The sequence below is a fragment of the Providencia sp. PROV252 genome (assembly GCF_033676005.1).
Lineage (GTDB): Bacteria > Pseudomonadota > Gammaproteobacteria > Enterobacterales > Enterobacteriaceae > Providencia > Providencia vermicola.
Genome location: NZ_CP096294.1, coordinates 2,101,464 through 2,125,862, shown reverse-complemented (window position 1 = coordinate 2,125,862; position 24,399 = coordinate 2,101,464). Strand labels below are relative to the sequence as shown.

General features: G+C 40.1%; 30 protein-coding genes and 1 pseudogene. 18 read left to right on the top strand and 13 right to left on the bottom strand.

What is annotated here, in order from left to right; genetic code table 11:
* The first annotated feature begins 64 nt into the window (after positions 1 to 64).
* Entirely contained in the window at positions 65 to 865 is an 801-nt protein-coding gene (gene hisN / locus M1F05_RS09795; protein WP_206084332.1) for a histidinol-phosphatase, read from the top strand.
* A gap of 28 nt (positions 866 to 893) precedes the next feature.
* On the top strand, positions 894 to 2,054 hold the full coding sequence (locus M1F05_RS09790) for an MFS transporter (protein WP_206084330.1): 1,161 nt from the start codon (positions 894 to 896) through the stop codon (positions 2,052 to 2,054).
* 55 nt (positions 2,055 to 2,109) lie between these two features.
* On the opposite strand, the gene M1F05_RS09785 is transcribed toward M1F05_RS09790, so the two are convergent.
* On the bottom strand, positions 2,110 to 2,937 hold the full coding sequence (locus M1F05_RS09785) for a PhzF family phenazine biosynthesis protein (RefSeq protein ID WP_206084328.1): 828 nt from the start codon (positions 2,935 to 2,937) through the stop codon (positions 2,110 to 2,112).
* A 133-nt stretch (positions 2,938 to 3,070) separates the two neighbouring features.
* Between M1F05_RS09785 and M1F05_RS09780 the strand changes: the two genes are divergently transcribed.
* Genes M1F05_RS09780 through M1F05_RS09765 form a run of 4 tightly spaced genes read left to right on the top strand, consistent with a single transcriptional unit; the run spans position 3,071 to position 5,978 of the window.
* Positions 3,071 to 4,171: an NAD(P)/FAD-dependent oxidoreductase gene (locus M1F05_RS09780; RefSeq protein ID WP_206084320.1), complete on the top strand. Its 1,101-nt coding sequence runs from the start codon at positions 3,071 to 3,073 to the stop codon at positions 4,169 to 4,171.
* A gap of 3 nt (positions 4,172 to 4,174) precedes the next feature.
* Positions 4,175 to 4,948, top strand: a complete 774-nt coding sequence (locus tag M1F05_RS09775) for a GNAT family N-acetyltransferase (protein WP_206084318.1) — start codon at positions 4,175 to 4,177, stop codon at positions 4,946 to 4,948.
* A complete protein-coding gene (locus M1F05_RS09770; protein WP_206084316.1) occupies positions 4,932 to 5,405 on the top strand; it encodes a GNAT family N-acetyltransferase in 474 nt (157 codons plus the stop codon). The genes M1F05_RS09775 and M1F05_RS09770 overlap by 17 nt, the downstream gene beginning before the upstream one ends.
* A 12-nt stretch (positions 5,406 to 5,417) precedes the next feature.
* Positions 5,418 to 5,978, top strand: coding sequence for an adenylate kinase (locus tag M1F05_RS09765; RefSeq protein WP_206084315.1), 561 nt, complete (start codon positions 5,418 to 5,420; stop codon positions 5,976 to 5,978).
* Positions 5,979 to 6,041: 63 nt separating this feature from the next.
* On the opposite strand, the gene ddlA is transcribed toward M1F05_RS09765, so the two are convergent.
* Together ddlA and M1F05_RS09755 are read right to left on the bottom strand one after the other, a co-directional pair.
* Complete coding sequence (ddlA, locus tag M1F05_RS09760; RefSeq protein WP_206084313.1) at positions 6,042 to 7,145, bottom strand: D-alanine--D-alanine ligase; 1,104 nt, start codon at positions 7,143 to 7,145, stop codon at positions 6,042 to 6,044.
* 134 nt (positions 7,146 to 7,279) lie between these two features.
* Positions 7,280 to 8,161: a LysR family transcriptional regulator gene (locus M1F05_RS09755; protein WP_206084310.1), complete on the bottom strand. Its 882-nt coding sequence runs from the start codon at positions 8,159 to 8,161 to the stop codon at positions 7,280 to 7,282.
* 147 nt (positions 8,162 to 8,308) lie between these two features.
* On the opposite strand from M1F05_RS09755, the gene M1F05_RS09750 reads away from it, so the two are divergent.
* A complete protein-coding gene (locus M1F05_RS09750; RefSeq protein ID WP_206084308.1) occupies positions 8,309 to 8,923 on the top strand; it encodes a LysE family translocator in 615 nt (204 codons plus the stop codon).
* Here the strand turns inward: M1F05_RS09750 and M1F05_RS09745 are convergent.
* The 3 genes from M1F05_RS09745 to M1F05_RS09735 all read right to left on the bottom strand — a co-directional run bounded on the left by M1F05_RS09745 (position 8,920) and on the right by M1F05_RS09735 (position 10,218).
* Positions 8,920 to 9,396 carry an NUDIX hydrolase gene (locus tag M1F05_RS09745; protein ID WP_206084306.1) on the bottom strand — a complete coding sequence of 159 codons (477 nt, stop codon included), beginning with the start codon at positions 9,394 to 9,396 and terminating at the stop codon, positions 8,920 to 8,922. The genes M1F05_RS09750 and M1F05_RS09745 overlap by 4 nt on opposite strands.
* A 23-nt stretch (positions 9,397 to 9,419) precedes the next feature.
* A complete protein-coding gene (locus tag M1F05_RS09740) occupies positions 9,420 to 9,806 on the bottom strand; it encodes a cytidine deaminase family protein (protein ID WP_206084304.1) in 387 nt (128 codons plus the stop codon).
* A 76-nt stretch (positions 9,807 to 9,882) separates the two neighbouring features.
* Positions 9,883 to 10,218, bottom strand: coding sequence for a hypothetical protein (locus M1F05_RS09735; protein ID WP_206084302.1), 336 nt, complete (start codon positions 10,216 to 10,218; stop codon positions 9,883 to 9,885).
* Positions 10,219 to 10,299: 81 nt separating this feature from the next.
* Between M1F05_RS09735 and M1F05_RS09730 the strand changes: the two are divergent.
* The 3 genes and pseudogenes from M1F05_RS09730 to M1F05_RS09720 form a co-directional block, all read left to right on the top strand.
* Positions 10,300 to 10,590: pseudogene (locus tag M1F05_RS09730) on the top strand (EamA family transporter); the annotation flags it as partial.
* Positions 10,591 to 10,682: 92 nt separating this feature from the next.
* Positions 10,683 to 11,312, top strand: a complete 630-nt coding sequence (locus M1F05_RS09725; protein ID WP_241016841.1) for a GrpB family protein — start codon at positions 10,683 to 10,685, stop codon at positions 11,310 to 11,312.
* 5 nt (positions 11,313 to 11,317) lie between these two features.
* Positions 11,318 to 11,776, top strand: coding sequence for a GNAT family N-acetyltransferase (locus M1F05_RS09720; RefSeq protein ID WP_206084300.1), 459 nt, complete (start codon positions 11,318 to 11,320; stop codon positions 11,774 to 11,776).
* A gap of 74 nt (positions 11,777 to 11,850) precedes the next feature.
* Here the strand turns inward: M1F05_RS09720 and leuE are convergent, their stop codons facing one another.
* A complete protein-coding gene (leuE, locus tag M1F05_RS09715; protein ID WP_272516286.1) occupies positions 11,851 to 12,492 on the bottom strand; it encodes a leucine efflux protein LeuE in 642 nt (213 codons plus the stop codon).
* 504 nt (positions 12,493 to 12,996) lie between these two features.
* Here leuE and M1F05_RS09710 point away from each other — a divergent pair.
* The 4 genes from M1F05_RS09710 (at position 12,997) to M1F05_RS09695 (ending at position 15,572) form a co-directional block, all read left to right on the top strand.
* Entirely contained in the window at positions 12,997 to 13,818 is an 822-nt protein-coding gene (locus tag M1F05_RS09710) for an AraC family transcriptional regulator (protein ID WP_206084296.1), read from the top strand.
* A gap of 91 nt (positions 13,819 to 13,909) precedes the next feature.
* Positions 13,910 to 14,611, top strand: a complete 702-nt coding sequence (locus tag M1F05_RS09705; protein WP_206084295.1) for an AzlC family ABC transporter permease — start codon at positions 13,910 to 13,912, stop codon at positions 14,609 to 14,611.
* A complete protein-coding gene (locus M1F05_RS09700) occupies positions 14,608 to 14,922 on the top strand; it encodes an AzlD domain-containing protein (protein ID WP_206084293.1) in 315 nt (104 codons plus the stop codon). Before M1F05_RS09705 ends, M1F05_RS09700 begins: the two co-directional genes overlap by 4 nt.
* A gap of 182 nt (positions 14,923 to 15,104) precedes the next feature.
* Positions 15,105 to 15,572, top strand: a complete 468-nt coding sequence (locus M1F05_RS09695) for a DUF1456 family protein (protein WP_206084291.1) — start codon at positions 15,105 to 15,107, stop codon at positions 15,570 to 15,572.
* A gap of 95 nt (positions 15,573 to 15,667) precedes the next feature.
* On the opposite strand, the gene M1F05_RS09690 is transcribed toward M1F05_RS09695, so the two are convergent.
* The 6 genes from M1F05_RS09690 to M1F05_RS09665 all read right to left on the bottom strand — a co-directional run bounded on the left by M1F05_RS09690 (position 15,668) and on the right by M1F05_RS09665 (position 21,117).
* Complete coding sequence (locus M1F05_RS09690) at positions 15,668 to 16,582, bottom strand: LysR family transcriptional regulator (RefSeq protein ID WP_206084289.1); 915 nt, start codon at positions 16,580 to 16,582, stop codon at positions 15,668 to 15,670.
* A gap of 21 nt (positions 16,583 to 16,603) precedes the next feature.
* Positions 16,604 to 17,563 carry an acetyl-CoA carboxylase carboxyl transferase subunit alpha gene (gene accA, locus M1F05_RS09685; RefSeq protein WP_206084287.1) on the bottom strand — a complete coding sequence of 320 codons (960 nt, stop codon included), beginning with the start codon at positions 17,561 to 17,563 and terminating at the stop codon, positions 16,604 to 16,606.
* 109 nt (positions 17,564 to 17,672) lie between these two features.
* The gene (locus M1F05_RS09680; RefSeq protein WP_206084285.1) at positions 17,673 to 18,089 is read right to left on the bottom strand and encodes a helix-turn-helix domain-containing protein; all 417 of its coding nucleotides are present in this window, start codon (positions 18,087 to 18,089) and stop codon (positions 17,673 to 17,675) included.
* Between the two features lie 20 nt (positions 18,090 to 18,109).
* Complete coding sequence (locus M1F05_RS09675; protein WP_206084283.1) at positions 18,110 to 18,685, bottom strand: GNAT family N-acetyltransferase; 576 nt, start codon at positions 18,683 to 18,685, stop codon at positions 18,110 to 18,112.
* Entirely contained in the window at positions 18,666 to 20,126 is a 1,461-nt protein-coding gene (locus M1F05_RS09670; RefSeq protein ID WP_371007212.1) for an AMP nucleosidase, read from the bottom strand. Before M1F05_RS09670 ends, M1F05_RS09675 begins: the two co-directional genes overlap by 20 nt.
* 82 nt (positions 20,127 to 20,208) lie before the next feature.
* Entirely contained in the window at positions 20,209 to 21,117 is a 909-nt protein-coding gene (locus M1F05_RS09665) for an AEC family transporter (RefSeq protein ID WP_206084279.1), read from the bottom strand.
* 314 nt (positions 21,118 to 21,431) lie between these two features.
* On the opposite strand from M1F05_RS09665, the gene M1F05_RS09660 reads away from it, so the two are divergent.
* The 4 genes from M1F05_RS09660 (at position 21,432) to M1F05_RS09645 (ending at position 24,379) form a co-directional block, all read left to right on the top strand.
* Complete coding sequence (locus M1F05_RS09660; protein WP_206084277.1) at positions 21,432 to 22,199, top strand: basic amino acid ABC transporter substrate-binding protein; 768 nt, start codon at positions 21,432 to 21,434, stop codon at positions 22,197 to 22,199.
* Between the two features lie 64 nt (positions 22,200 to 22,263).
* On the top strand, positions 22,264 to 23,028 hold the full coding sequence (locus tag M1F05_RS09655) for an amino acid ABC transporter permease (RefSeq protein WP_206084275.1): 765 nt from the start codon (positions 22,264 to 22,266) through the stop codon (positions 23,026 to 23,028).
* Positions 23,015 to 23,737 carry an amino acid ABC transporter ATP-binding protein gene (locus M1F05_RS09650; protein ID WP_206084273.1) on the top strand — a complete coding sequence of 241 codons (723 nt, stop codon included), beginning with the start codon at positions 23,015 to 23,017 and terminating at the stop codon, positions 23,735 to 23,737. Before M1F05_RS09655 ends, M1F05_RS09650 begins: the two co-directional genes overlap by 14 nt.
* A 102-nt stretch (positions 23,738 to 23,839) precedes the next feature.
* On the top strand, positions 23,840 to 24,379 hold the full coding sequence (locus tag M1F05_RS09645) for an NADAR family protein (RefSeq protein ID WP_206084272.1): 540 nt from the start codon (positions 23,840 to 23,842) through the stop codon (positions 24,377 to 24,379).
* The last annotated feature ends 20 nt before the right edge of the window (positions 24,380 to 24,399 follow it).

Genomic DNA, 24,399 nt, shown 5'->3' with positions numbered 1-24,399 from the left:
AAGTGATCATAATCGAGCACAAAATTATGTCAATCCCTCTTTACAACGTAATAAGGAAGAAGATATGAACAACTTACCGCTACCTGACAGCTTCTTTTTACATGAACTCGCAAATATTGCGGGGAAAATCTCTCTCGATTATTACCGCACTAATGAGCTCAGTGTGGTTGAAAACAAGACAAAGGCTAATTATCGTTTTGACCCTGTCACGCAAGCAGACAAGTTGGCTGAGAAAGCCATGCGCGAACACATCACTAAAACCTATCCAAATCACTCTATCATGGGTGAAGAGTATGGAATTTCAGGGGATGGTGACATTCAATGGGTACTCGACCCGATAGACGGTACTCGCCCTTTTTTATGTGGTATTCCACTTTGGGCTAACTTAATCGGCCTGACTGAACAGGGAAAAGCCGTGATGGGCATGATGAGCCAACCTTATATTGGGGAACGCTTTTGGGCAGATAGACATGGCAGTTGGACGAGTAGCCCGCATGGACATTCTCGTTTAGCTACTCGAAAAAACGTTAAATTAGAACAGGCTATATTACATACGACGTCCCCAGAACCAATATTATCTCGACCTGATATTCACTTTAAGGCGCTCGATGAACGTGTTTTAATGACCCGCTATGGTGGAGAGTGCTATGGGATGGCAATGCTTGCAGCAGGAAGAATTGATATTTGTGTTGAATTCGCACTGGAACCTTATGATATTGTTCCATTAATCCCTATCATAGAGCGTGCGGGTGGAGTCGTTACCACACTTGAGGGAAAACGTGCAGAATCTGGCGGGGCTGTCGTCGCAACGGGTTGCCCAATCCTTCATGAGCGCGTTCTGACTATCCTAAATTCAGGTAGTTAATTTATCATTTAAAAAAGTATTATAAAAAATGCAATCTACTCAACATGTTAATACCACTGTTCACTTAGCATCTGCGAAAAGGGAGCAAATTTCCACGCGCATTATCTTTTTTATCGCTGGTTTTGTTACCGCAGCATGGGCGGCTATCGTCCCCTATGTCAAAGTCAATACAGGAGCAAATGATGCAACACTTGGCATGTTACTACTTTGCTTTGGTGGTGGTGCACTTGTTGCCATGCCAGTGACAGGGGCATTAGCCGCCAAATATGGTTGTCGCCGCTTGATGGTTATCGCAACTATTGGTTTTTGTTTGCTTTTTCCTGTTTTATCGTCACTTTCTAGCATCATTTTTCTGGTGGCAGGCTTATTATTATTCGGTATTTTTATTGGCTTGACCGATTGTGCGATGAATGTGCAAGCCGTCATTGTGGAAAAGTCCTCAGATAAGCCTATTATGTCGGGCTTTCATGGATTCTACAGTGTCGGGGGGATTGCGGGTGCAGGTACTATGAGCTTAGTTCTGCTCTTAGGGGTATCCGCGACTTTAGCGTCTATTTTTGTTTCTGTTATTGCGTTAGTTTTATTAGCCATCTGTTATAACGGCTTAATTACGTATGCGAATGCCCCAACAGGCCCGCTTATTGCTATCCCTAAAGGGATTGTATTGGTGATTGGTATCGTCTGTTTTGCTGTGTTCCTTGCCGAAGGGGCTGTGCTAGATTGGGGGGGCGTATTTTTAATCGAACACCATGGTCTTAAAGAGACCTTAGGTGGTTTGGGTTTTGCTGCTTTTGCTACAACAATGACGATTGGCCGGTTACTGGGTGACAAAATAGTGATGCGGGTCGGTTCAGCTCGTGTAGTCTTTCTAGGTGCACTCCTAGCTTGCCTTGGTTTCGTAATCGCAGTTATTTCCCCTTATTTAACCCTTGCAATTATTGGTTTTGCTTTAGTGGGAGCTGGTTCATCGAATATCGTTCCTGTGATGTTTTCTGCAGCGGGTAAACAAAACACGATGCCAGAAGCCTTGGCTGTACCTGCGATTTCGACATTGGGTTACTTAGGGATCTTAGCGGGACCTGCAGTAATTGGCTTTGTCGCATTCCAATTAACACTAGCGACTGCCCTTTTAATGATTTCTGTATTATTAGTATTTATTGCATTTGTTACCCGTTTTATCCGCGTTTAGTCTAATGAATATCATAAGGTTGCTAATGAATGGCAACCTTATGATAACCAAATAATTAGAGTTCAATCGTCCCACTGATGCAGTTAATTACATCACCAGCAATCCAAATTCCGTCATCATCTGCACTCACATACACTCGCCCTTCGCCATAAACACACTGCCCTTGGCCAACAGTATACTGTTTTGGGAGTTTTCCTTGAGGGATTAACCATTGTGCCGCACCCGCGTTAAAGCTTCCTGTCACGGGGTCTTCTACTGAACTGGTACCACAAAAAACTCTGACTTCGAGCTGTTTATCTTTACCTTCAGGGTAAATCGCACACAAGCCGATATCATAGCCCTTCAGTTGAAAATAATCAGGCTTAATATTTAAGAGTGTGTCCACTGACTTAAGCTGAATCCCCATCCAACCTGGGCCGTTATCTACCCAATTACTGTCAACAACATCATCTTCGGTGATCCCCAACCCTTTAAATACCTTTATTTTTTCATTTTGAGCAATTTCACCACTACGGATGAGCGGTGGTGCCTTAAATGCCAACCGGCCATCCACCATTTTAATTGCGATTAACCCTGCTTTGCATTCTTGAACTATCGATGTTTTCTGCTGCTGCCCATAGGTTTGCTGCCACACAAAACAACTCCCTAAAGTCGGGTGCCCTGCAAACGGTAACTCACCTTCTACCGTAAAAATTCTCACACGATAATCTGCTTCGGGTTTTGTTGGCTGCAATAGAAAAACGGTTTCGCTTAAATTGGTCCATTTTGCGAATTTATTCATTTGTGCATCTGTTAGGTTATCCGCCCCAACAACAACGGCTAATGGGTTACCATCCAGTTTACTGGCTGAAAAAACATTCACTTGCTCAAAAATATACTTCATTTTTTCCTCTGACGTCGTTACTACCATATTTACTATGGGAATAATAATGCGCTAGCTAACAATGTTTTGTGTATATAAATGCAATAACACATTAAGATAGCTATTGTAATTAATACTTTGACACAGGTAACCCATGGATTCGACAACTAAAAATACAATTATTATCGTGGGTGCGGGCTTTGTCGGCACCACCTTAGCATGGTATTTATCAAAACATACAAATCAACGCATTATCTTATTAGACAAAAAACACGCAAGCCAAGGTGTTACCCAACACGCCTTTGCTTGGCTTAATGTGTCTTATGGCCGCCCTGACGCTTACAGTCAACTTCGCAAGCAAGCACTTGCGCAATGGCGCTCTCTTGACGAGCACACACAGGGCCAGCTAAACATCCAGTGGTCCGGTGCAATTAGTTGGCAAGATAACGAAACAGCGACAGCATCTTTTATTGATGAGCATCAGAAAAATCATTTTAACGTCAAAGCACTAAATAAAAATGCATTACAAAAGATGGAGCCGAATTTATGTACACTCCCGACGCTTGCTGCTTTTTGCCCTGATGAAGGGAGCGTTGACCCTGTTTATGCGACTCAAACCTTGCTAAAGTTAGCCATTGATCAAGGTATAATCTATTTACCCCAACATGAAGTACTCTCACTTGTTCAAGAAGGTCAGCGTATTTTAGGTGTGATCACAGATCATGGTACATTTTTAGCCGACCAAACGGTGATAACAGCGGGTATTGATGCCACTGCGCTCATTGGCTCAATTGGGGTTAAGTTACCTGTGAGTGCTTCACCGTCAATTATTGTGCACATTAATGCGCCAGATGAAAAACCGTTAGTGCAGCATATTATTTCAACTCCTGAAATGGAGTTACGTCCTGCTTCTACAGGTAAAATACTGTGTGCTGAGGATTACCTGAGTGATCGCCCAGAACATAGCGCAGACTGTATCGCACAAAATGCCCTAACCGTTATCAAAAATTCATTTATAGGTAGTGATACGTTAAATCTTGAAAAAACTTTCATCGGAATGAGACCCATGCCAAAAGATGAGATGCCAATTGCCGGAAAAGTTGCTGATTTCGAAGGTTTATATATTATCAGTATGCACGCTGCGATTACACTAGCGCCGTTGATATGCCAATTGGCTCAAGATGAAATTTTGCATGGAATAGAACACACTGCACTTGGCCCATATCGATTAACTCGTTTTGCATCAGGTAACTGACAAATGAATATTCCGTTGTACTATTTAAGACATTATCAATCGATTGAAAAAACGTTTTGGACATCTATTTGTGAACATAGTATCCAGATTGCACAACACACCATTTGCTATTTAACGCCGCTTAATTCGCCAGCGTTTAACTTTATCTATTTGCAACCTGACTCCACCAGTCACGCATTTATGCAAGCACACAATCTGTTTGTGTCGCAAAAGAAAAATCACACTTTAGTGATCCCTGAAGAAATGCTCCCTCAGGTGGTTAACGAAGCTGAATCATTAGGTTACAAACGTGACAGCGTAACGACTGCCATGGCATTAACTCTAGCGAAACAAAATAAGGTTGAACTACCTGATAACCAAGTGGATATTGTCTTAGCTAATCACGATTTGTCATTGTGGGCAAAGCCGCTAGTTTCTGCATTTTACCTGTCGGAAGAGCACGACCAAGTCATTAAAGAGTATGTGCGTTATCACGAAGATGCCCTACAACAAGGCGCTCCACAATTTCACCTAGTGTTACTTGTCGATGGCGAGCCGGCTACGTCTATGACCGTAACAATTGAAGGAACGCTTGCTCGTTTCGATGACATAGGTACAGAACCAAGCCACCAAGGTAATGGCTACGCATCACAGCTCATTGATTACGCGTTAGCATTTTGCCGTCAGCAAGGTGTTGAACACTGCTTCCTTGATGCCTCTGAAGCGGGGTTTGATTTGTATAAAAAGTTTGGTTTTGAGCCCTTATTCCGCTATATCAATTATGTCTGGTGTAAATAACCTACGTCACTGGTGTTATTTACACGATATACCTGAATTGGAGCCATTAATTGCACAATGGTTCCTTCAGGAGTGGCCTTCCCACTATGGTCCACTAGGAAAAGGTGATGTTTGGCAAGATATCGCCACTTATCGCCATCGTGAAGGAACGGGTATGGGGATTATCGCCTTTGAGGCAAATAAACCTTGTGGTTTTATTGCCTTGAAAAATGACAAATTTTTACCTGATAACACGCCATTTCCATGGGGCGGTGCCGCTTTTGTTATCCCAGAAAAACGAAATCAGGGACTCGGACAGTATTTATTTGAACAACTTGAGTTGATCATTGATAAACAACAATACCCCCAAATTTTTTGTGCGACAGCCGTTGCGGATAGCTTACTCATCCGCTGTGGGTGGCAGTTGTCTGTAGCATTAAGTCAGCTCTCTTTGCGTATTTATCACAAATATATCTGACATCAACATCCTATGAAGATTAATATTATCGGTACCAGCGGCAGCGGTAAAAGCACCCTTTGCCAACAGCTAGCATTATTGTTAAATGTCCCTGCCATTGAATTAGATAGTTTATATTGGCTCGCAAATTGGCAAGGTTCCTCAGATGAAGCATTGGCAGAAAGGCTCAGCATTTCTTTGAATAACGCGCCTTCTGGGTGGGTACTTGACGGAAACTATACACGGACTCAACCTATCAAATGGAAAGATGTCGATATGGTGATTTGGCTTGATTATTCATTGCCGCGAACCCTTTATCAGTCAATTACTCGTACATTATCGCGCATTCGTTCAGGACAAGAGCTATGGGAAAATACTGGCAATAAAGAACGTTGGGGAAAAGCCTTTTTCAGCCGAGACTCAATTATTCTATGGCTACTAAAGACTTACTATCCAAATAAGGAAAGAAACCTAAAACATATGGCGAATATCAACTTGTGCCATATTCAATTTGTTCGGCTCACATCACCAAAGGAAACGCGTTTGTTTTTACAACAAATGAAAGCGCAAATTGAGGACAAACAGCTGAAATAACTCAGGTTCTGTTAACACATCTCGGTAGCCATAAAAGCTACCGAGAATACCTTACCTCAGCGATTAAATTTCATCACACGCAGTTTTTAGCATCGCCGTTTGTTGGAATTTTTCAATCCCTAATTCAATTAAACGGCTAATTAATTGCTGATACGTCATACCACCTTGCTGCCAAAGTTTCGGATACATACTGATATTTGTAAAACCAGGCAATGTATTGATCTCGTTGATAACAACGTCATTATTTTCCGTTAAAAAGACATCAACACGGGACATACCACTACAATTTAATGCTTGGTATGCGGATAAAGCAATCTCGCGAATTTTCTCACTCACCGCATTTTCTAACTGAGCTGGGGCTACGACAGATGCGCCATTCTCATCAATATACTTGGTATGGTATGCGTAAAAACTATCGTGTAACACTATTTCACCACAAGGGCTAGCGAGTGGGTCGTCATTACCCAATACCGCACACTCAATTTCACGCCCTTTTACTGCGCTTTCAATAAGCACTTTAGTATCAAACAGGAATGCAAAATCTAATGCTGCTTCAAACTCTGCCTCGTTACTGACTTTGCTGATGCCAACCGATGAACCTTGGTTTGCGGGTTTAATGAATAGCGGTAAACCTAGCTGTGCCACTGTTACTTCATACTTTATTGTTGTACGTTTATTTTGCAGTACAGTAATAAACGGGGCAATATTTAAGCCTGCATCTCTGAGTAATCTTTTAGTTACGTCTTTATCCATACAGGCCGACGAACCTAAAACACCTGGCCCTACAAACGGCAAATTTGCCATGCGCAATAAACCTTGCAATGACCCATCTTCGCCTAAATTACCGTGAACAATAGGGAAAATAACATCAATTTGTGGCAATGGTTTTGCGTCTTCTAGGGAGATAAATTGTTCATGCGTCCTACCTGGAACAAGTGCAATACTACGTTTCGGTGTATTGAGTGCAATACGGGATGGATCATCCCCATGAATAAGAAAATCCGCTTCATTATATTCATGCCATTGACCTTCTTTGTTTATACCCAAAAGGCACACGTCAAACTTCTGACGATCAAGGCCGTTAATAATATTTTTAGCTGATTGCAGAGAAACTTCATGCTCTGTCGATTTTCCACCAAAAATTACACCTACCCGTACTTTGCTCATTATCTGCTCCAACGTAATACACCATACCTAGCGGAGAAATATAGCATGCACGGCAAAAGTTATGTCATAAAATCTTTATATTACAGTGAGGTTCGCTGTAATAATGAGCAATCATTAGTTTTTTGATGGAATATCTATAAATTATTAATACAACCGATGCTGATATTGATTTGCTCAATTAACCAATTCACAAAGACTGCCACTGCGCCATCTGCTGCAATAGGTTTTGGCGAGAGCAAGTAATAAGCAGATCCGTCAGGAATAAAGCCCTCAGGAGCTTGAAGTTGCCCTGATTGAATTTCATCTGTAACCATAAGAAAAGACACTAACGCAGCCCCCTGTCCTGATAAAGCGGCTTGAATACACAGGTAAAAATGTTCATAGGTCACATATTTATAGCCTGTTAAATCTACGCCGCTATTTTTTTGCCATGTTACCCACGCTTCAGGGCGTGATGCACTTGTTAATAGCGGGCGGTTTGGTAACAAACTAACAGCCTCTTTTTCAGGTAGTCGTACTATCCCCATTTGCTCTGAACATACCTTGGTAGCGTATATTTGTCCTCCCCATACAAAATCATTGCGCCTTAAAGCAAGGTCAACATGGGTCTTCGCAAAATCAATAGAGCCACCAGCAGCAACAAGGTGAACAGTGATATGGGGATACCGTTGATAAAAATCAGTTAAACGAGGAATTAGCCACTTCATGGCAATCGTTGGTTCACAAGACACACTCACTACGTCAGGCGTGGCATTTGTCTTGATTTGCTCAACTGTCGCGCTTAACTGCTCAAATAAGCTACTGGTCGTCTGTAAAAGAAGTTGGCCTGCCGCTGTTAAGAAAACAGCACGATTTCGCCGCTCAAATAACGCCACACCAAGGTGTTCTTCCAATAGGCGGATTTGGCGACTGATAGCACTGTGAGTGACATTTAATTCTTGTGCAGCTTTAACAAAGCTACCCGCTTTAGCAGCGGCATCAAAGAAGCGTAAGGTCGATAACGGCGGCAATTTCATATTGGTAACGAAAAGTGACAGATTTCAGTCAGGATAAATCGCTTTTTAACTTTATTCAATATATTGATAATAAAAACATTAAATAGATCATTACAACCATATTCATGGTTATAACTGTTAGTTTTTATAACTCTTTAGGAAACTTAAATGAATGAAATCCTTGCAGTAGCAACAATAACAATCCTTGCCGTGATCAGTCCAGGGCCTGATTTTGCGATGGTAACTCGGCAAAGTTATACCTACGGCATAAAGACAGGATTATTATGTGCTTTTGGCATTGCAATTGGCGTTCAAGTGCATGTATTTTATACAATTTTCGGTATTACGCTAATTATTATGAGCTCAAGTGCATTATTTTTAGCCGTTAAGTTAATCGGTGTTTGTTATTTGGTTTATATCGGCTTTAAGTCATTCACCAACAAAACAAAAATAACCACTGATAGTGCCAACACACAGCCAATATCTAAATTTAATGCATTTAAAACAGGCTTTTTAACCAATGCCCTAAACCCCAAAACCATGTTTTTTGTTGTTTCCGTTTATAGTCAAGTTATCCAAGTCGGAAACTCTGTTTGGCTCAACTTAGGTTATGGGGTGTTTATTTCATTGGTGCACTTAGTTTGGTTTAGCTTAATCGCACTATTTTTTGCCACCCCTTCAGTACGTAATAAAGTATTGAGTTATCAATCAGTCATGGATAAAACCATTGGCACCTTGCTAGTCTTACTTGGTTTTTCTTTGCTCTTTTTCAATATCAATTAAGCCTTATTGAGCCCCTGATAATATTCATTTGCCATTTGTGCCAGTTCAATAACATCTTTAGGCATATTTAATTGCGCGAGTTGTTGAAAAGGCACCCAACTAAACGGTGAAAAAGGTGGCTGCTCAGGTGAAATTAATTCACATAAATACACCATATCGATATGCCAATGGTCACCTTTTTTCTTATCCGCGATAAATTCCTTGAGAATGGCCATCGGTAATGATAATGATTGCGTATGAGATGAAGCAACAACTGAGGTCTTAAAGGGATATCCACAACTAATAATATTGCAATGAAGCCCCGTTTCTTCTAATACTTCGCGATATAACGCATCTTGCGGTTCTTCATTTTCTTCAATATGCCCCCCAGGCGGTAACCAAAAACCTAGTTTAGGGTGTTCATGCAGTAAAAACTCCCCTTTTTCATTACGGATCATTGCCGTTGCAGTAAAGTGTTTAATCTCATTATTCATTTGATGATGACTCTTCTCGGTGTTCAACAACGTGATGTTTTCCAGTCATATGGCATGAGTTCAGCAAGGGTCACTTGGGTATTATCATCAACACCAACGATTGTCTCTTTGTTTTTATCTGATAGCTGACTAAGTAACTCACGACAGCGGCCACAAGGTGGCACGATACAACCTGATGCATCAACAGCAACAATCGCCTTAATCACTGAACGCCCTTCTTTTAGCATATCTGCAACGGCAGCATGCTCTGCGCAGAACCCCAGTGAACATGCGGAATCGATGCTCACGCCACTATAAATATTGCCATCATCGGTTTCTAATGCAGCAGCAACATGCCCACTTTCGATGTACCCATTAAATGTCGCTGGCTTCGCATATCGTTTCGCAATCTCGACGAGGTGTTTTAACATAATTGCCCTCTTTTAATGTTAATTGAATATCTTAATTAAACGCTAACATAATAAAAAGTATTAATTTTTTTGTGCTCTATTCCAGATCTACCATATACAATATTACTGACTTGATAGTATCTAATGCAGCGGCTAGCTCATCATAAGAAACCGTACTCACAGCCACACGTATGGCCTGTGGCACAGCGTTTGATGTCGAATAAGACTCAGCACGACTCACCGCAATATTACGTTTATTGAGTTGACGAATAACCGATTCGGAACGCAAACCTTCAGGTAATGGTACCCAAATAAAATAGCTATTAGGATGAGCAATATAGGGAAAATCGCCAAATACTTGTTGGACAATTTTTTGCCTATTTCTTGCATCTTGCCGTTTATTACGTTCAATTTTTGCAACTTCACCTTTCATTAACCAATCACAAATAATCGCTGTTGTAAGCGCTGGTGCGTTCCATGTCGTTATTCGGATTATTTTTTCTATATTTTCAAGCTAGTGCTGTGTGTGATTTTATGGCCAACTAACCTTGCAAACGTATCAACAAAGGCTTGGCTAGGTTTAGTATACGTCTCTTTCTTTAGCATGTTATTAGGGTTCTTTTTTTGGTATCGAGGACTTGCAGAAGGAGGTATTGCAGGTGTGGGGCAATTACAACTATTACAACCCTTTATTGGCTTACTACTTTTAGCTTGGCTGCTTGATGAGACCGTCAATTCTTTAATGATAACATCAACTTGTGGCATTATTTTTTGCGTTGCCGCCTCGAAAAAATTCGCGAGTTAAAATTGGCTGTATCTGTAGGCACACAAAGCGCGATCGCAATAAAAATTTACTTTATTATTTGCTGCTACATATGAATTATATAGGAGCGAACAGTGGCCCTTTCTTTAGCAGATTATAAACGGCAGATTATGCACTTTAGTGAAGGTGACCTAACTGAAAACCCTTGGGTGAAAGGAAAGCCTGTTCCTCGTCTAATTCAAGTTGTTCCTTATGACCTGAAGTGGCCAGAAATCTATCGGCAACAGCAAAAATATATTTGTGATGCTCTACGTGATAAAGCGCTTAAGATTGCTCATATAGGTTCAACAGCCGTTCCTGGCTTAGCGGCTAAGCCTGTTATTGACATTGACTTGATTGTAGCAACCCCCGAAGACGAAAAAAGTTATGTTCCAACCCTTGAAGAACTTGGATTTGAACTTACTGTGCGGGAGCCCTCTTGGTACCAGCATCGAATGCTTAAATTACAAGATCCACAAGTGAACTTACACGTTTTTGCACCAGATTGTCCTGAACATTTACGCCACTTACTGTTTCGTAATTGGTTAATTGAGCACCCCGACGATAGCGAAAAATATGCAAACGCTAAATTAGCCGCTGTAGTCGATGCCAACTATGTCAAAGAGTATAACGACAATAAAAATGCGGTTGTCAGGGATATTTACAGTCGACTTTTCGAACAATTAGACATGCTGTTACCTGATTTACTTTTACATGAGAACTAGAAAATATGCATTTTGTGATTGTTACTAAGCAAAATATTCAATTAATTGAACAAATTAGTGATGCATTACACCAAGAGTGGGCGAGTTTATCACCATGGGCCGACACAGCACAGATAAAACACAGGCTGCACGAGCGCAGCCAAGCGGCTAATCCGCAAATTTTGTCTTGTTTCGTAGACAGTAATGTCCAGCTACTTGCAACCGCTAGCACGATCCTTCGCGAGCTCCCAGATATTCAGCAGGCGACTTGGTGGCTAGGGGAAGTCTTAACTGTGCCATCAGCCAGAGGAAAAAGGATTGGCACCCAGCTGATTGAAACGCTTTATCAGCACTATCGAAAATCCACAAGTGAAAGTCTTTACCTATATACACCTGATATGCAGGGTCTTTATCGAAAAATGGGGTGGCAAGATGTGGAACAGCGTAAAGTTAATGATGAGCTTGTCACCATTATGAAACGCTAAGGTGTTAGACACAAAATAGCCAGCACATTTAGCTGGCTATTGAATCACAGGGTGATATTTCAGTACGTTCTCTTTTAGGCTGTTAACGCTAATTTAGCCCCAAACATTAAGAACACTGCCCCAATACAGCTATTGGAGAATTTTGACAGTTTCTTATTGTGTTTTACCATATTCGTCACGGCTACTGCGCCGAAAATCAACAATGATAAATAAATCATACTGCACATTTCTAAAATCACACCAAGGACGAAGAATGGCACACCTGCATTTGGGTATGCAGGGTCAATAAATTGTATAAAAAATGACACATAGAAAATGATCATTTTAGGGTTTAGAAGACTTAAAAAGACCGCTTTTTTATAAGTTCCTTTCGTCTCTAAAATAATACTATCAACATCATGCACACCTTCTTTTTTGTGTAATACGCTGTAAAGTGTTTTTATTCCTAAATAAAATAAATAAGCCGCACCTGCGTATTTAATTACACTAAAAAAGATTGGCGATGTTTTGACTAATGAAGCAACCCCTAGGAAAGATAGGAATATCAGTATTGCATCCCCTGTAAATACCCCTAGCGCTGCTTTGTAACCATTTTTTACGCCATATTTTGCACTGCTAGTTAAAACAAATAAAGAATTAGGGCCTGGTACCAGTGTAATAAAAATAACACCGATAAGATAAGTCCATAAGTTTGTAATACCGAGATTTTCAAGCATAGGAAACCCGCTAACTCAATAAAAGTTATAACAAAAAATTCACATTCATTTCTGATAGAGATCATGATACAGGTTTTATTTTTTTATAAAAGATATCACTGCTTAACACATCAAAATATAGATTTATATTTCAATATAAATCATAAATCCAGTTAAATGCACAAGTTTCACACCTTAATTTTAGAGTTATAGTTCAATTGCAACCATTAAACCAGAAGCAAACTAAAAACACCTCACCAATCAGGATTATATACCATATATTAATGTTAAATTGGAATTACATGGAGGTTTTAACTTGGGAATGTTGATAGTGATTTGATTCTCATTTCGCGTTATAACATAGAAACGTATTAATACCCTGAAAATGGCTATAGATAACAATATTAATTTAGCCTAGATGTTTTTTTGGCTATTGTAATAAATATATTACGCTCACATTTAATTAACGAATCTCGGATAATTAAAACAAGAAGTACTTTATATTTAATCAGCTTTAGGGATCACATGGAAAGCGCTAACTACTTTCATTTGCAAGAGCTCAATGGCCTTGAAATGATAAATGCTCGATATCATCAACAAAAATTTTCTCGCCATAGCCACGAAGGTTTCTGTATTGGCGTTATTGAAGATGGTGCTCAGCAATTCTTTCGTACAGGTGAAAACCATTACGCACCAAAAGGCGATATCATTTTGGTCAATGCAGATGAAATACACACGGGTTCGTCTGCAATGGAAAATGGTTGGTCATATCAGGCAATCTACCCTACCCCTGACATGTTTTCGCAGCTCACCACCGACTTAAAAATTGAAAATCAAGGACTAGTGCCTTGGTTTCCTTGTGCGGTCGTGCAAGATACAGGACTGGCTGCTCAGTTACGGTTACTTTTCAGCTTGTTATTGCAACCTGGAAACTTACTGTTTAAAGAAACCTTACTGCTCTCTACATTAAGTTGGTTAACGTTACGCTATAACCAGACTAAAACCGAGTTAGCTAAAATTACCCCTGCAAAACAGCGTATAGAACAAATTTGCGAATTGATGATAAATACCTGTGAGCAAGAACATTCTTTAGCTGAATTAGCCCAAATAGCGGGATTCAGTCAATGGCATTTTCTAAGACAATTTAAGCTGCAAACAGGCACAACGCCCCATGTTTTTTTGGTTCAAGCGCGTCTACATAAAGCCAAAAAACTGTTATTAGCGGGAAACACCCCTGCTGATGTTTCGAATTTATGTGGTTTTTCTGATCAAAGCCATTTTACACGCCACTTTAAACAGTCATTAGGCGTCACACCAGGTAATTTTGTGCGTCATCTAATTACTTAAAAAGAGCAATTTTATTCTATCTGCCGCCAATTCATATCCTTAATATGAATGGCACGTTACATAGGCATTATTTCAACAGGTATTAGTTAACATGGATTCAAAGCAAAGTCGCAGCTGGCAAAAAGCCATGATGGATGGCGCGGCTCATTCCGCACCTCTTAACCTTGCTGTGATCCCTTGGGGAGTACTCGCGGGCTCAATGGCCGTAGAAACAGGGTTAGATTTTTGGCAAAGTGTTGCAATGTCAGCGATGGTTTTTGCAGGTGCAGCCCAACTAGTCACCCTCGGATTACTCAATTCAGGCACCGGTTTTATCACGATTGTGATTTCGGTGTTCTTTATTACATCTCAACATTTACTGTATGGGCTGACGTTACGTCCTCAAGTGAAAGATTTTACAACCCCTCAAAGGCTCAGCATTGGCTTTCTTCTCACCGATGAGCTGTTTGCAATCAGCGCGGCGAAACGTCAAAGTTTGAGTTTCCCTTACCTATTTGGCGCAGGGTTTAGCTTTTATCTTGTTTGGTTAATCACCAGCCTTTGTGGCATTGCAATGGCGAATATTGTTGGAGACCTAAGTCGCTTACACCTTGATTTCTCTGTTGTAGCGACACTCCTTGCGATTGTTGTACCTTTGACGAAAAAAATCAGCACGCTATGTGGCGTCATTTTCTCACTCGTCGTAGCCATAACCTTATCCATGTACTCCATCAGTAGCGCGATTGTCATTGCAGGTGTCGGTGGAATGTTTGTCTCGGTCATCGTTTCGCGCGTATTGAAGGAGGAAAAATGATCTGGCTTTTGATTATCACGCTAACCGCCGTTATTTTTACATTGCGTTATGTATTTTTAATCCCACAGCTACCACTTCGGTTACCTTTGATTGTTCGCCAAGCATTAGGTTACTCAGCACCTTGCTTGTTAACGGCGATTTGCGCACCTGTTATTTTATTAGAAAACCATGAGCTCAGGGACTTTCCCGATAACCCATATTTGTGGGGTGCTGTATTCTGTGTTGTCATCGCATCATTGCTGAAAAATATGCTGTTAACTGTAGGATTGACCCTTGTATTTTTTTATTCTCTGATTTATTTCATGGGTTAATACCGTTCAATAGGAGTAAAGTCAGGTGACAACACTTTGCTTTATTCCACTAATCCCGCATAATAGCCGACTTCGTCGCAATACGACCCTATTCAATTACTCCCTTTCTTTATGAAAGTCTGTGATCCATTGGCTTTTCAATTGCGCCAATTAATTCTATCAATAATGGATAATAAACAACCATGCTTAATAATTATGTTTTACGCAGTGTTCGCTATATGTTGGACTTGAGCGATGCTCAAATGGTCAAAATCGTAAAACTTGCAGATTTAGACGTGACGAAAGAAGAAATGGTATGCTGGCTCAAAAAAGATAGTGAGCCTGAATATGTTGAATGTAACGATAACGTAACCGCGCACTTTTTAAATGGCTTAATTTATCATCGTCGTGGTAAAGATGAAGACCGCCCTGCACCAGAAATAGAAAGCCGTCTAAATAACAATATTATTCTCAAAAAACTACGGGTCGCTTTCGAACTAAAAGATACTGATATGATTGAAATTTACCAATTGGCAGACTTTCGAGTATCAAAACCTGAGCTTAATGCTGTTTTCCGTAAGCCTGGACATAAAAACTACCGTGAATGTGGGGATCAACTTCTGCGTTATTTCCTTAAAGGCCTAACCACACGCTTACGTGGCGATAAATAACACATATTTTACTCTGCTCTGGTATTTGCCTAAAGCACATGAGGTAAATACCAAATAGCCTTGCCCTATTAACACCATCATCTATAGCGTTCAGATTAAATATTTTGTAGCAAATAGTTTAAAAATAGGTCTATTTTTGGGGATAGCACACTTCGGCTTGCGTAGACTGCTCTTAACTCGATAGGTGCAGGGTTTAGCCCTTCCAATTGAACAATGTCTAATTGACCCGATTGAATTTGTTGATGACAAGCTTCTAACGATAAAATAGCAAAACCAACACCACTCACCGCGGCTGCATGAGCGAGTATCCCACTATTCACCCGATATGGGCTATTTATCATCGCTGTGCGTTGCTTGCCTTGAGAATCAATAAAAATCCAAGGCTGACCTTGTAAGGCACTAAGGCTTGAAATACAAGGTAACTTCACTAAATCAGCGATGGTTTTCGGTTTACCAAATTTATGAATCAGCTCAGGGGATGCGACGACCACACTTTGCCAAGATTTCACTAATCTTGAGTGATAGCTGCTATCCTCAAGCTCTCCACGGTGAAAAGTCAGTAATAAATCAATGTCATCACTAATGACGTCTCGGGGCATTAATTGTGTGTCACAATAGATATTGAGTTGCGGATGCAGTAATGCAAACTTTGCTAATAAATCTGCTAATAATACACTACCTGCTTCACTCGGAATAGTAAGGCGTAAGGTACCTGTAATCCCTTGAGGATGACTAATTTGTTGGACAATATCATCCAGTTCACCCACTAATTTTTGGCTTTGCTCAAACAGAATGTTACCCGCTTCCGTTAATCGCATCTGCCTTGTTGTTCGCTCAATCAAACGGCAATTTAGCTGTTCTTCTAATTGCTTAATTTGTCGACTCACATTGGATGATGGCATCGAAAGCTGCTTTGCAGCATTAATAAAGTTACCTTGCGTTACAACCGCAATAAAAACCTTTAATAAATTTAGGTCAACCACCGTGCATACTTCCTTTTCATTCAACATGATTGGCCTAAACTAATAACACTAGCAGTAACCAAATGCCATGATTTTTTGGTAACGCTCTGATAATAAAGCATCCGTATCGAGTCGAGTTAGTGCAGCTAAATCTGCTATCAATTGCTGTTTTAAATGTTCAGCTGCTAACTGATAGTTTCGGTGCGCCCCCCCTAATGGCTCAGGAATAATCGTATCGATAATGCCTAATTCTTTTAATCGAGAGGCAGTCATTCCCATAACTTCAGCTGCAACTTGCGCTTTTTGAGCGTCTTTCCACAAAATTGATGCACAACCTTCGGGGGAAATTGCAGCATACGTACTGTATTCAAGCATATTAATTCTGTCACCAACACCAATTCCTAGCGCGCCACCCGAACAACCTTCCCCCGTGACAACACAAATAATTGGCGTTTTTAAGCGGGACATTTCTAATATATTCTTTGCGATAGCCTCGGCCTGTCCACGCTCTTCAGCGCCTACGCCAGGGTACGCACCCGCTGAGTCTATCAGTGTAATAACAGGTAATTTAAAACGTTCCGCCATTTGCATTAAGCGTAACGCTTTACGGTAACCTTCAGGTGATGGCATACCAAAATTACGCATCACTTTTTCTTTGGTTGTTCGTCCTTTTTGTTGGCCTAAAACCATGACAGGACGCCCTGCAATACGCGCCAAGCCTCCCACCAGCGCTTTATCATCAGCAAATGCGCGATCTCCCGCCAACTCCTGAAACTCAGTAAAAATTAAAGAAATATAATCAAGGGGATATGGTCTTAATGGGTGCCTTGCTAACTGTACGATTTCCCATGCACCAAGAGAAGAAAAAATGGTTTTCGTCAATGAGTGAGACTTTTTTTCTAACAGTTTGATTTCTTCTTCAAGCTTAATTTCGCTAGGATGCCCCTGTTGCTTGAAGGCAACTAGTGCTTCTATTTTGTCATTAAGTTCAACTATCGGTTTTTCAAAAGCCAAAAAATGAGTAGACATACAGACCTTAAAATCATTAACACAATTTTAAGAGTGTAAAGGGTTATTCTATCCCATTCTATGATTGAATTTGGGATTAATTAATATCAAATATGGGATAATTGATGGGTTATTTATGCTTGATACGGTTTAATTTTAGGCTGTTATTCAGGATTTTTTGAAAGTTTGGACATAAAAAATGGTTCTCTTCTGGGCAATTAGCTATATGAATAATGCCATCTTTTAACGCCAATAAATTTTGGATCGTCTGTTCAATTTCTTCAGCTTTAGCCATCAGGCTGGCTCTCTCTATATTGGGGCCATCTTGGTGATTAAGCATTGCCGCAATTTCATCGAGTGTAAACTTAGCCTGCTGCCCTAAACTTATCAGAGATAAACGGGTTATCACATCTTTGCCATGATAAATACGCTTTAAGCCTTTTCTGCCAATCGGTTTAATTAACCCCTTCTCTTCGTAGTAACGAAGCGTTGAGGCCGCTAAACCTGACAGTTGACTCACTTGTGAAATATCTAATTCATCATGCATAGAACGATAACCCGTTAATATTATAACATTGTAGGCGTTAGCTTCTGCCGTAATAGCACAGTAATATTGCCATTCATAAATATTTCACGATCAATAACATAGCCTAATTTCTCGGCAACGCGTAATGACGGTAAGTTTCTCGGCTCAATAAAACAAATCGTTTGCTGATACTTATTTTGCGCTTTTAACCAACTCAGCGCCGCTTGCATCGCCTCGGTTGCATAGCCTTTGCCTTGAAATTCTGGTGCAATGACCCAACCTGCTTCGGGAATTCCTTTTATTTGCGGCTCAACCATTCGATGAAAGTCCGCAAACCCAAGGTCACCAACATACTGCCCTGTTGCTTTTTCCCTTACCGCCCAGTAACCAAAACCCAACAATGGCCATAACCCACCATAGGCTAGCATTCTCATCCATGATTCTCGTTCAGTTGACGGCATACCGCCGATATAGCGTACCATGGATTCTGTCGCCCACAGTTTTGTCAACGCGGGGAAATCACTGACTTGGTGTTTCGATAAAATCAGTCTTTCTGTTTCTATTTCAGGTATTAAAGCCATAGATTGCATCTCCTTGCTATCTAAATGGGGGTTCATCAAAGGTTCTTAACTTCCGAGAATGTAATTTATCCCCTTCTTGATGTAATAAATCAATAGCGCGAATACCTATTTGTAAGTGTTCTGAGATAGCCCCTTCATAAAAGCTATTCGCTTGGCCTGGTAATTTAATTTCCCCATGTAATGGCTTATCTGACACACACAAAAGCGTACCATAAGGTACTCTAAAACGATAACCTTGTGCAGCTATGGTTGCGCTTTCCATATCAACAGCAACTGCACGGCTCAGACTAAAGCGCCTTGCTGTAGCAAAGAAACGCAGCTCCCAGTTTCTATCGTCTGTCGTCACCACAGTTCCAGTACGTAAACGTTGCTTAACCAATTCGCCAGGCATATTACTGACTTGTTTAGTCGCATCATAAAGTGCTCGTTGAACTTCTGCGATGCTCGGAATAGGAATATCTGGCGGTAATACATCATCCAAAATATGGTCATCACGTAAATAAGCATGCGCAAGAACGTAATCACCAATATTTTGGCTTTCCCTTAACCCTCCACAATGACCAATCATTAACCATGCATGTGGTCTTAATACCGCTAAGTGATCACAAATGTTTTTTGCATTTGATGGGCCAACACCAATATTCACTAATGTTATTCCTGAGCCATCTCGTGCAATCAGATGATATGCAGGCATTTGGAATTTTTTCCACGTCATGTCTGAAATAGCAATTTGTGGATCCGCATTTTCAACCGTCAGGTAGTTATTACCAACACAAGACAACGCAATATAACGGCTCTCAGGATCACGGATTTGCTCACAAGCCCAACTGACAAACTCATCCACATAACGGTTATAATTGGTAAATAAGATATACGGTTGCACATGCTCTGGTGGCGTACCAGTATAATGTTTAAGGCGTGCAAGTGAAAAGTCTACACGTAAAGCATCGAAATGCGATAAAGGCATTTCTTCCGAAACGGTATATAAGCCATCGGTAATATCATCACTGATATGGGCTAAATCTGTTATCGGAAAATGAGCGGCAAGGCTACCACTCATACTTCTATCAAGGACTAAATCCGAGCCATCAATTACAAACGGATATGGAATTTCCGTCTTAGACGGACGAACTGCAAAAGATACATCATAATCTTGCTGTAAAATAGAAAGTTGTTCCGTTAAATAATGGCGAAATAACTCTGGTTGAGTCACAGTGATGGAATAATTTCCTTTTTTTACAAAGCGTGCATAGGCACGGGTTTTTTCACAGTGATCAATTTTTCCTTCCCACGTCACACAAAGCTCAGGGTAAGCAAATAACCCATTTTCTCTCTCGTCTGTATTTGGTATCTGCCCTTTTGTGACATAAACAGCAATGGCATCTCTTAATGATTGAATGGCATTTGAATATAACAACGAAAGTTTATCCAAAACATCTTCAATAGATAAGTTTTCATTTTTCTGGCATTTTTCCAAAGACACACACAACTCCTAATCAGATGAAGTAATCTCCCGATAACATAGAGTATCAATGTGACAGTTGCAAAACATATCACCATTAATGCATGACGAATGATAAAACTATAGGCAAGGTGAACACGGCGATAATAGTTTGCAATGTAATGATCCCAGCCATTAATTGGCTATCACCATTCAACTGACGAGTCAAAATATAGGCCGTTGGTGCAGTAGGGATGGCAAAAAATATCACCAATAAAATCGTTTCTAAGTTTGGCAAAGAAAACAATTTAGCCATTATTAACGTTAATACAGGCATAGCAAGCAAGCGTAATAATGTTGATAGTATGATTGGTTTGAATTCTTTACGCAGTGTTGTTGTTTGCAGCGCACCACCAATACAAATCAATCCCAATGGTAAACTTGCTGCTGCGAGTAATTTTAATAATTGTTCAGAACCAAAAGGTAGCCCCACAGGCGATAAATTTAACAAAATTCCGATAACACAAGAGAGTATTAACGGGTTTTTAATGATGGGTAATAAGAGTTGTTTTACTGACACTTTTTTCCCTGAAGATAACGCCAGCACCGCGATAACATTACAGCTTGGCACTAAAATTGCCATAATAACGGCGGCAACGGCAACCCCCTCTTTACCAAATAAATCGGCCACAATAGCTAAGCCTAAATAAGTATTAAAACGCGTGATCCCTTGAATATGCGCACCAAATCGAGGGACAGTTATTTTGCATAAATATTTACTTACCAGCACTAATAATGAACTTATCGCTAAAATGCAGAGGATCGCACTACCTAAATAAGCTAACTTAGGATTATTTAAAGGGGCACTTGCTAAGCTATTAATTAATAAGGCGGGAAATAAAATAAAATAGTTGAGTTTTTCGGCTCCAGGCCAAAAATCAGGCGAAAATAACCGAGTACGTCTTAATATAAAGCCTATCGCAATCAATGCAAATAGTGGCCAGAGCACTAACAATATTTTACTCATTATGATTTATCTTTTTATATCAGTCCATTATAAGAAGTTACTCCAGAGTTTAACGTTAATTTTTTGTAACGGATAGGTAAAAAAAGCCCTCATTAACCATATCCTTCCGATTTTATGATTGGTTTAACAAAAATATCATACAGCGTATCTCCCCTTTACTCTTTTGTTCGTATTTTAGCCAGATTCAAGGTCGACCATGCATCAGTAAATCAGCAAATGACATTATCCAACCTTAATTTTGAAATACTATTTGCTTGCCTGATTAATTTTATGTATTTTTATTCACTATAAATGCATAATTAAAGAGGTCTAAAATGTTTAAAAAGCTCGTTTTTGCTGGTTGTATGACACTGGCTGCATTCGCAGGGAATGTTTACGCAAAAGACAGTTATACCGTAGGTGCTGGTGGAACATATCGACCATTTGAGTTTGAAAATAGCCAAAAACAATTGGAAGGTTTTGATATTGATATTATTAAAGCCATTGCTGATGCAGAAGGTTTTGACGTCAAACTGGTTAACACACCATGGGAAGGTATTTTTGCCACTTTATCCTCAGGGGATAGAGATATTTTAATTTCAGGGATAACTATCACAGACAAACGCAAAAATATGGTTGATTTTTCCAATCCTTATTTTCCTGCTGAACAAGCTATCGTGATCGGTGAGTCTTCCAATGTTACCGATTTAAATAGCTTAAAAGATTTAAACGTTGGTGTTGTTAATTCCAGTACAGGGGATATTGTGGTTTCCGATGTAATTGGTAAAAACAGCACATCAATTAAACGTTTCGATAATACACCTTTATTGTTGCAAGAACTGTATGAAGACGGCATTGACGCAGCAGTTGGTGACGTTGGTGTCATTAAGTATTACATCAAAACTCACCCAGAGAAAAAATTTAAATTAATCTACGATAACCATTTTGAAAAACAATATTTCGGTATTGCGGTTGCTAAGGGAAATAGTGAATTACAACAAAAGATTAATAATGGTTTAAATACCATCCTTGAAAATGGCACTTATAACCAAATCTACCAAAAATGGTTTGATGCAAATGTTCCGCAATTACCAAAACAATAGCTTTATTTAATTTAAAGCCATCTTTAGGTGGCTTTTTCTCGTTATAAATCAGGGTGAAATTAAGATGTCTGCGTTTCGTTGGGAAATAATTGAAGAGTACGCCCCACTATTTGCTGAAGGCGCATTAATGACCATAAAGGCCACCATTATTTGCGTTATTTTAGGCTCTTTGTGGGGGCTCACGCTTGGGCTGGGGAGAACGGCCAAAGCGGAACAAGGGATTTGGAAACCCATTTTACGCTATTTCGTACAATGGCCCGTGCGTTTTTATGTTAGCGCCTTTCGTGGTACACCATTATTTGTACAAATAATGGTTGTTCATTTTGCATTGGTTCCATTATTTATTAATCCGCGTGATGGGTTGTTCGTTACATCAGGGTTAATGTCCGTTGATACCGCCAAAATGCTACGTTCTGACTATGGTGCATTTTTATCTTGTGTCATTGCTATTACTTTAAATTCAGGGGCTTATGTTTCTGAGATTTTTCGTGCAGGCATTCAATCAATTGATAAAGGGCAAATGGAAGCCTCGCGGGCGTTAGGAATGAGTTGGGCAAAAACAATGCGTAAGGTCATTCTTCCGCAAGCTTTCCGCCGAATTCTACCTCCTTTAGGTAATAACGCGATTGCTATTGTCAAAGATTCATCACTTGCTTCCGCAATTGGTTTGGCCGATCTCGCCTATGCTGCGCGAACTGTTTCTGGGGCATATGCCACATACTGGGAACCCTACTTAACAATATCAATAATTTATTGGATGCTGACATTTATACTCGCTCAGTTAGTGCAATATATGGAAAGAAGGTTGGGCAGAAGTGATTTACGTTAATGATTTACAAAAAAAATTTGGGGATACCCATGTTTTACGCGGAATCTCTTGTGAGATCCATCCGCAAGAAGTTATCTGTGTTATTGGTCCTTCTGGCTCAGGGAAAAGTACTTTTTTACGTTGTTTAAACGCACTGGAACGCCCTGACGGCGGTGAAATCAAAGTCAATGGATTTGATGTTCATGACCCAAAAACAGATCTCAATAAAATGCGTGAAAATGTTGGTATGGTTTTTCAACGCTTTAATTTATTTCCACATATGACAGTGCTTGAAAATTTGATGATGGCTCCGACACTCGTTAAAGGTTTAAAAAAAGAGCAAGCGTTAAAACAAGCTGAGCAGCTTTTAGTCAAAGTTGGCCTATTAGATAAAATTGATGCGTGGCCTGCAAGCCTTTCTGGTGGGCAGCAACAACGTGTTGCCATTGCACGAGCATTAGCAATGCAGCCGTCTATTTTATTATTTGATGAACCAACTTCAGCACTGGATCCTGAGTTAGTTGGTGAAGTATTGTCTGTTATGAAAACGTTAGCAACTGAAGGTATGACGATGGTTATTGTCACACATGAAATGGGCTTTGCCCGTGAGGTTGCGGATCGCGTTATGTTTATTGACCAAGGCATCATTCAAGAAGAAGGTCCTCCTGAACAACTATTCTCAGCACCTAAAAACCCTCGTACTGCAGAGTTTTTAAGCAAAGTTCTCTAATTACCCCGCCTGCTTATCAACATAAGCAGGCTTTTCTGATAGCTCAATTCCTTTTTTCTCCGTATGCTAAGAATATTATTCTTATATAATTAAACTTAACCTATGGATATTAAAAGCCTTTGTAAGCATTACCGCTCAGGGAAAAAATTCAAATATGTTTTTTTCTGGGGGCACCAAACCAAACAAAATCAAGTCACGAAAAGCTGCTTTAGTCAGTGGTACCCTTCACCGTTTATTGTCGATGGGCACCGATTCGCAAGTGCAGAGCATTTTATGATGGCAGAAAAAGCACGTTTATTTGGTGATATTGAAACGTTAGGAAAAATCATTCATGCGCCTAACCCAGGAGCAGCAAAAGCGTTTGGTCGCGAGGTTCGTGGATTTAAACAAGATGTTTGGAATGATAAACGTTTCGAAATTGTTGTTGCCGCGAATATGGCCAAGTTTAGCCAAAACGAACAACTTAAAACATTTTTACTTTCAACCAACGAGCGCGTATTAGTTGAAGCCAGCCCTGTTGATAAGATATGGGGAATAGGCCTTGCCGAAGATGCAGAAAATATCGAAAATCCACTCACGTGGAAAGGATTAAATCTTTTAGGTTTTGCTTTAATGGAAGTTCGCTCCCAACTCGCAAGTTAAACATATTTTTTGCACTTAAT

Bases quoted from the DNA above. Each gene is read 5' to 3' on its own strand.
- hisN (WP_206084332.1), top strand. From the start codon at position 65: ATGAACAACTTACCGCTACCTGACAGCTTCTTTTTACATGAACTCGCA.
- M1F05_RS09790 (WP_206084330.1), top strand. From the start codon at position 894: ATGCAATCTACTCAACATGTTAATACCACTGTTCACTTAGCATCTGCG.
- M1F05_RS09785 (WP_206084328.1), bottom strand. From the start codon at position 2,937: ATGAAGTATATTTTTGAGCAAGTGAATGTTTTTTCAGCCAGTAAACTG.
- M1F05_RS09780 (WP_206084320.1), top strand. From the start codon at position 3,071: ATGGATTCGACAACTAAAAATACAATTATTATCGTGGGTGCGGGCTTT.
- M1F05_RS09775 (WP_206084318.1), top strand. From the start codon at position 4,175: ATGAATATTCCGTTGTACTATTTAAGACATTATCAATCGATTGAAAAA.
- M1F05_RS09770 (WP_206084316.1), top strand. From the start codon at position 4,932: ATGTCTGGTGTAAATAACCTACGTCACTGGTGTTATTTACACGATATA.
- M1F05_RS09765 (WP_206084315.1), top strand. From the start codon at position 5,418: ATGAAGATTAATATTATCGGTACCAGCGGCAGCGGTAAAAGCACCCTT.
- ddlA (WP_206084313.1), bottom strand. From the start codon at position 7,145: ATGAGCAAAGTACGGGTAGGTGTAATTTTTGGTGGAAAATCGACAGAG.
- M1F05_RS09755 (WP_206084310.1), bottom strand. From the start codon at position 8,161: ATGAAATTGCCGCCGTTATCGACCTTACGCTTCTTTGATGCCGCTGCT.
- M1F05_RS09750 (WP_206084308.1), top strand. From the start codon at position 8,309: ATGAATGAAATCCTTGCAGTAGCAACAATAACAATCCTTGCCGTGATC.
- M1F05_RS09745 (WP_206084306.1), bottom strand. From the start codon at position 9,396: ATGAATAATGAGATTAAACACTTTACTGCAACGGCAATGATCCGTAAT.
- M1F05_RS09740 (WP_206084304.1), bottom strand. From the start codon at position 9,806: ATGTTAAAACACCTCGTCGAGATTGCGAAACGATATGCGAAGCCAGCG.
- M1F05_RS09735 (WP_206084302.1), bottom strand. From the start codon at position 10,218: ATGAAAGGTGAAGTTGCAAAAATTGAACGTAATAAACGGCAAGATGCA.
- M1F05_RS09720 (WP_206084300.1), top strand. From the start codon at position 11,318: ATGCATTTTGTGATTGTTACTAAGCAAAATATTCAATTAATTGAACAA.
- leuE (WP_272516286.1), bottom strand. From the start codon at position 12,492: ATGCTTGAAAATCTCGGTATTACAAACTTATGGACTTATCTTATCGGT.
- M1F05_RS09710 (WP_206084296.1), top strand. From the start codon at position 12,997: ATGGAAAGCGCTAACTACTTTCATTTGCAAGAGCTCAATGGCCTTGAA.
- M1F05_RS09705 (WP_206084295.1), top strand. From the start codon at position 13,910: ATGGATTCAAAGCAAAGTCGCAGCTGGCAAAAAGCCATGATGGATGGC.
- M1F05_RS09700 (WP_206084293.1), top strand. From the start codon at position 14,608: ATGATCTGGCTTTTGATTATCACGCTAACCGCCGTTATTTTTACATTG.
- M1F05_RS09695 (WP_206084291.1), top strand. From the start codon at position 15,105: ATGCTTAATAATTATGTTTTACGCAGTGTTCGCTATATGTTGGACTTG.
- M1F05_RS09690 (WP_206084289.1), bottom strand. From the start codon at position 16,582: ATGTTGAATGAAAAGGAAGTATGCACGGTGGTTGACCTAAATTTATTA.
- accA (WP_206084287.1), bottom strand. From the start codon at position 17,563: ATGTCTACTCATTTTTTGGCTTTTGAAAAACCGATAGTTGAACTTAAT.
- M1F05_RS09680 (WP_206084285.1), bottom strand. From the start codon at position 18,089: ATGCATGATGAATTAGATATTTCACAAGTGAGTCAACTGTCAGGTTTA.
- M1F05_RS09675 (WP_206084283.1), bottom strand. From the start codon at position 18,685: ATGAACCCCCATTTAGATAGCAAGGAGATGCAATCTATGGCTTTAATA.
- M1F05_RS09665 (WP_206084279.1), bottom strand. From the start codon at position 21,117: ATGAGTAAAATATTGTTAGTGCTCTGGCCACTATTTGCATTGATTGCG.
- M1F05_RS09660 (WP_206084277.1), top strand. From the start codon at position 21,432: ATGTTTAAAAAGCTCGTTTTTGCTGGTTGTATGACACTGGCTGCATTC.
- M1F05_RS09655 (WP_206084275.1), top strand. From the start codon at position 22,264: ATGTCTGCGTTTCGTTGGGAAATAATTGAAGAGTACGCCCCACTATTT.
- M1F05_RS09645 (WP_206084272.1), top strand. From the start codon at position 23,840: ATGGATATTAAAAGCCTTTGTAAGCATTACCGCTCAGGGAAAAAATTC.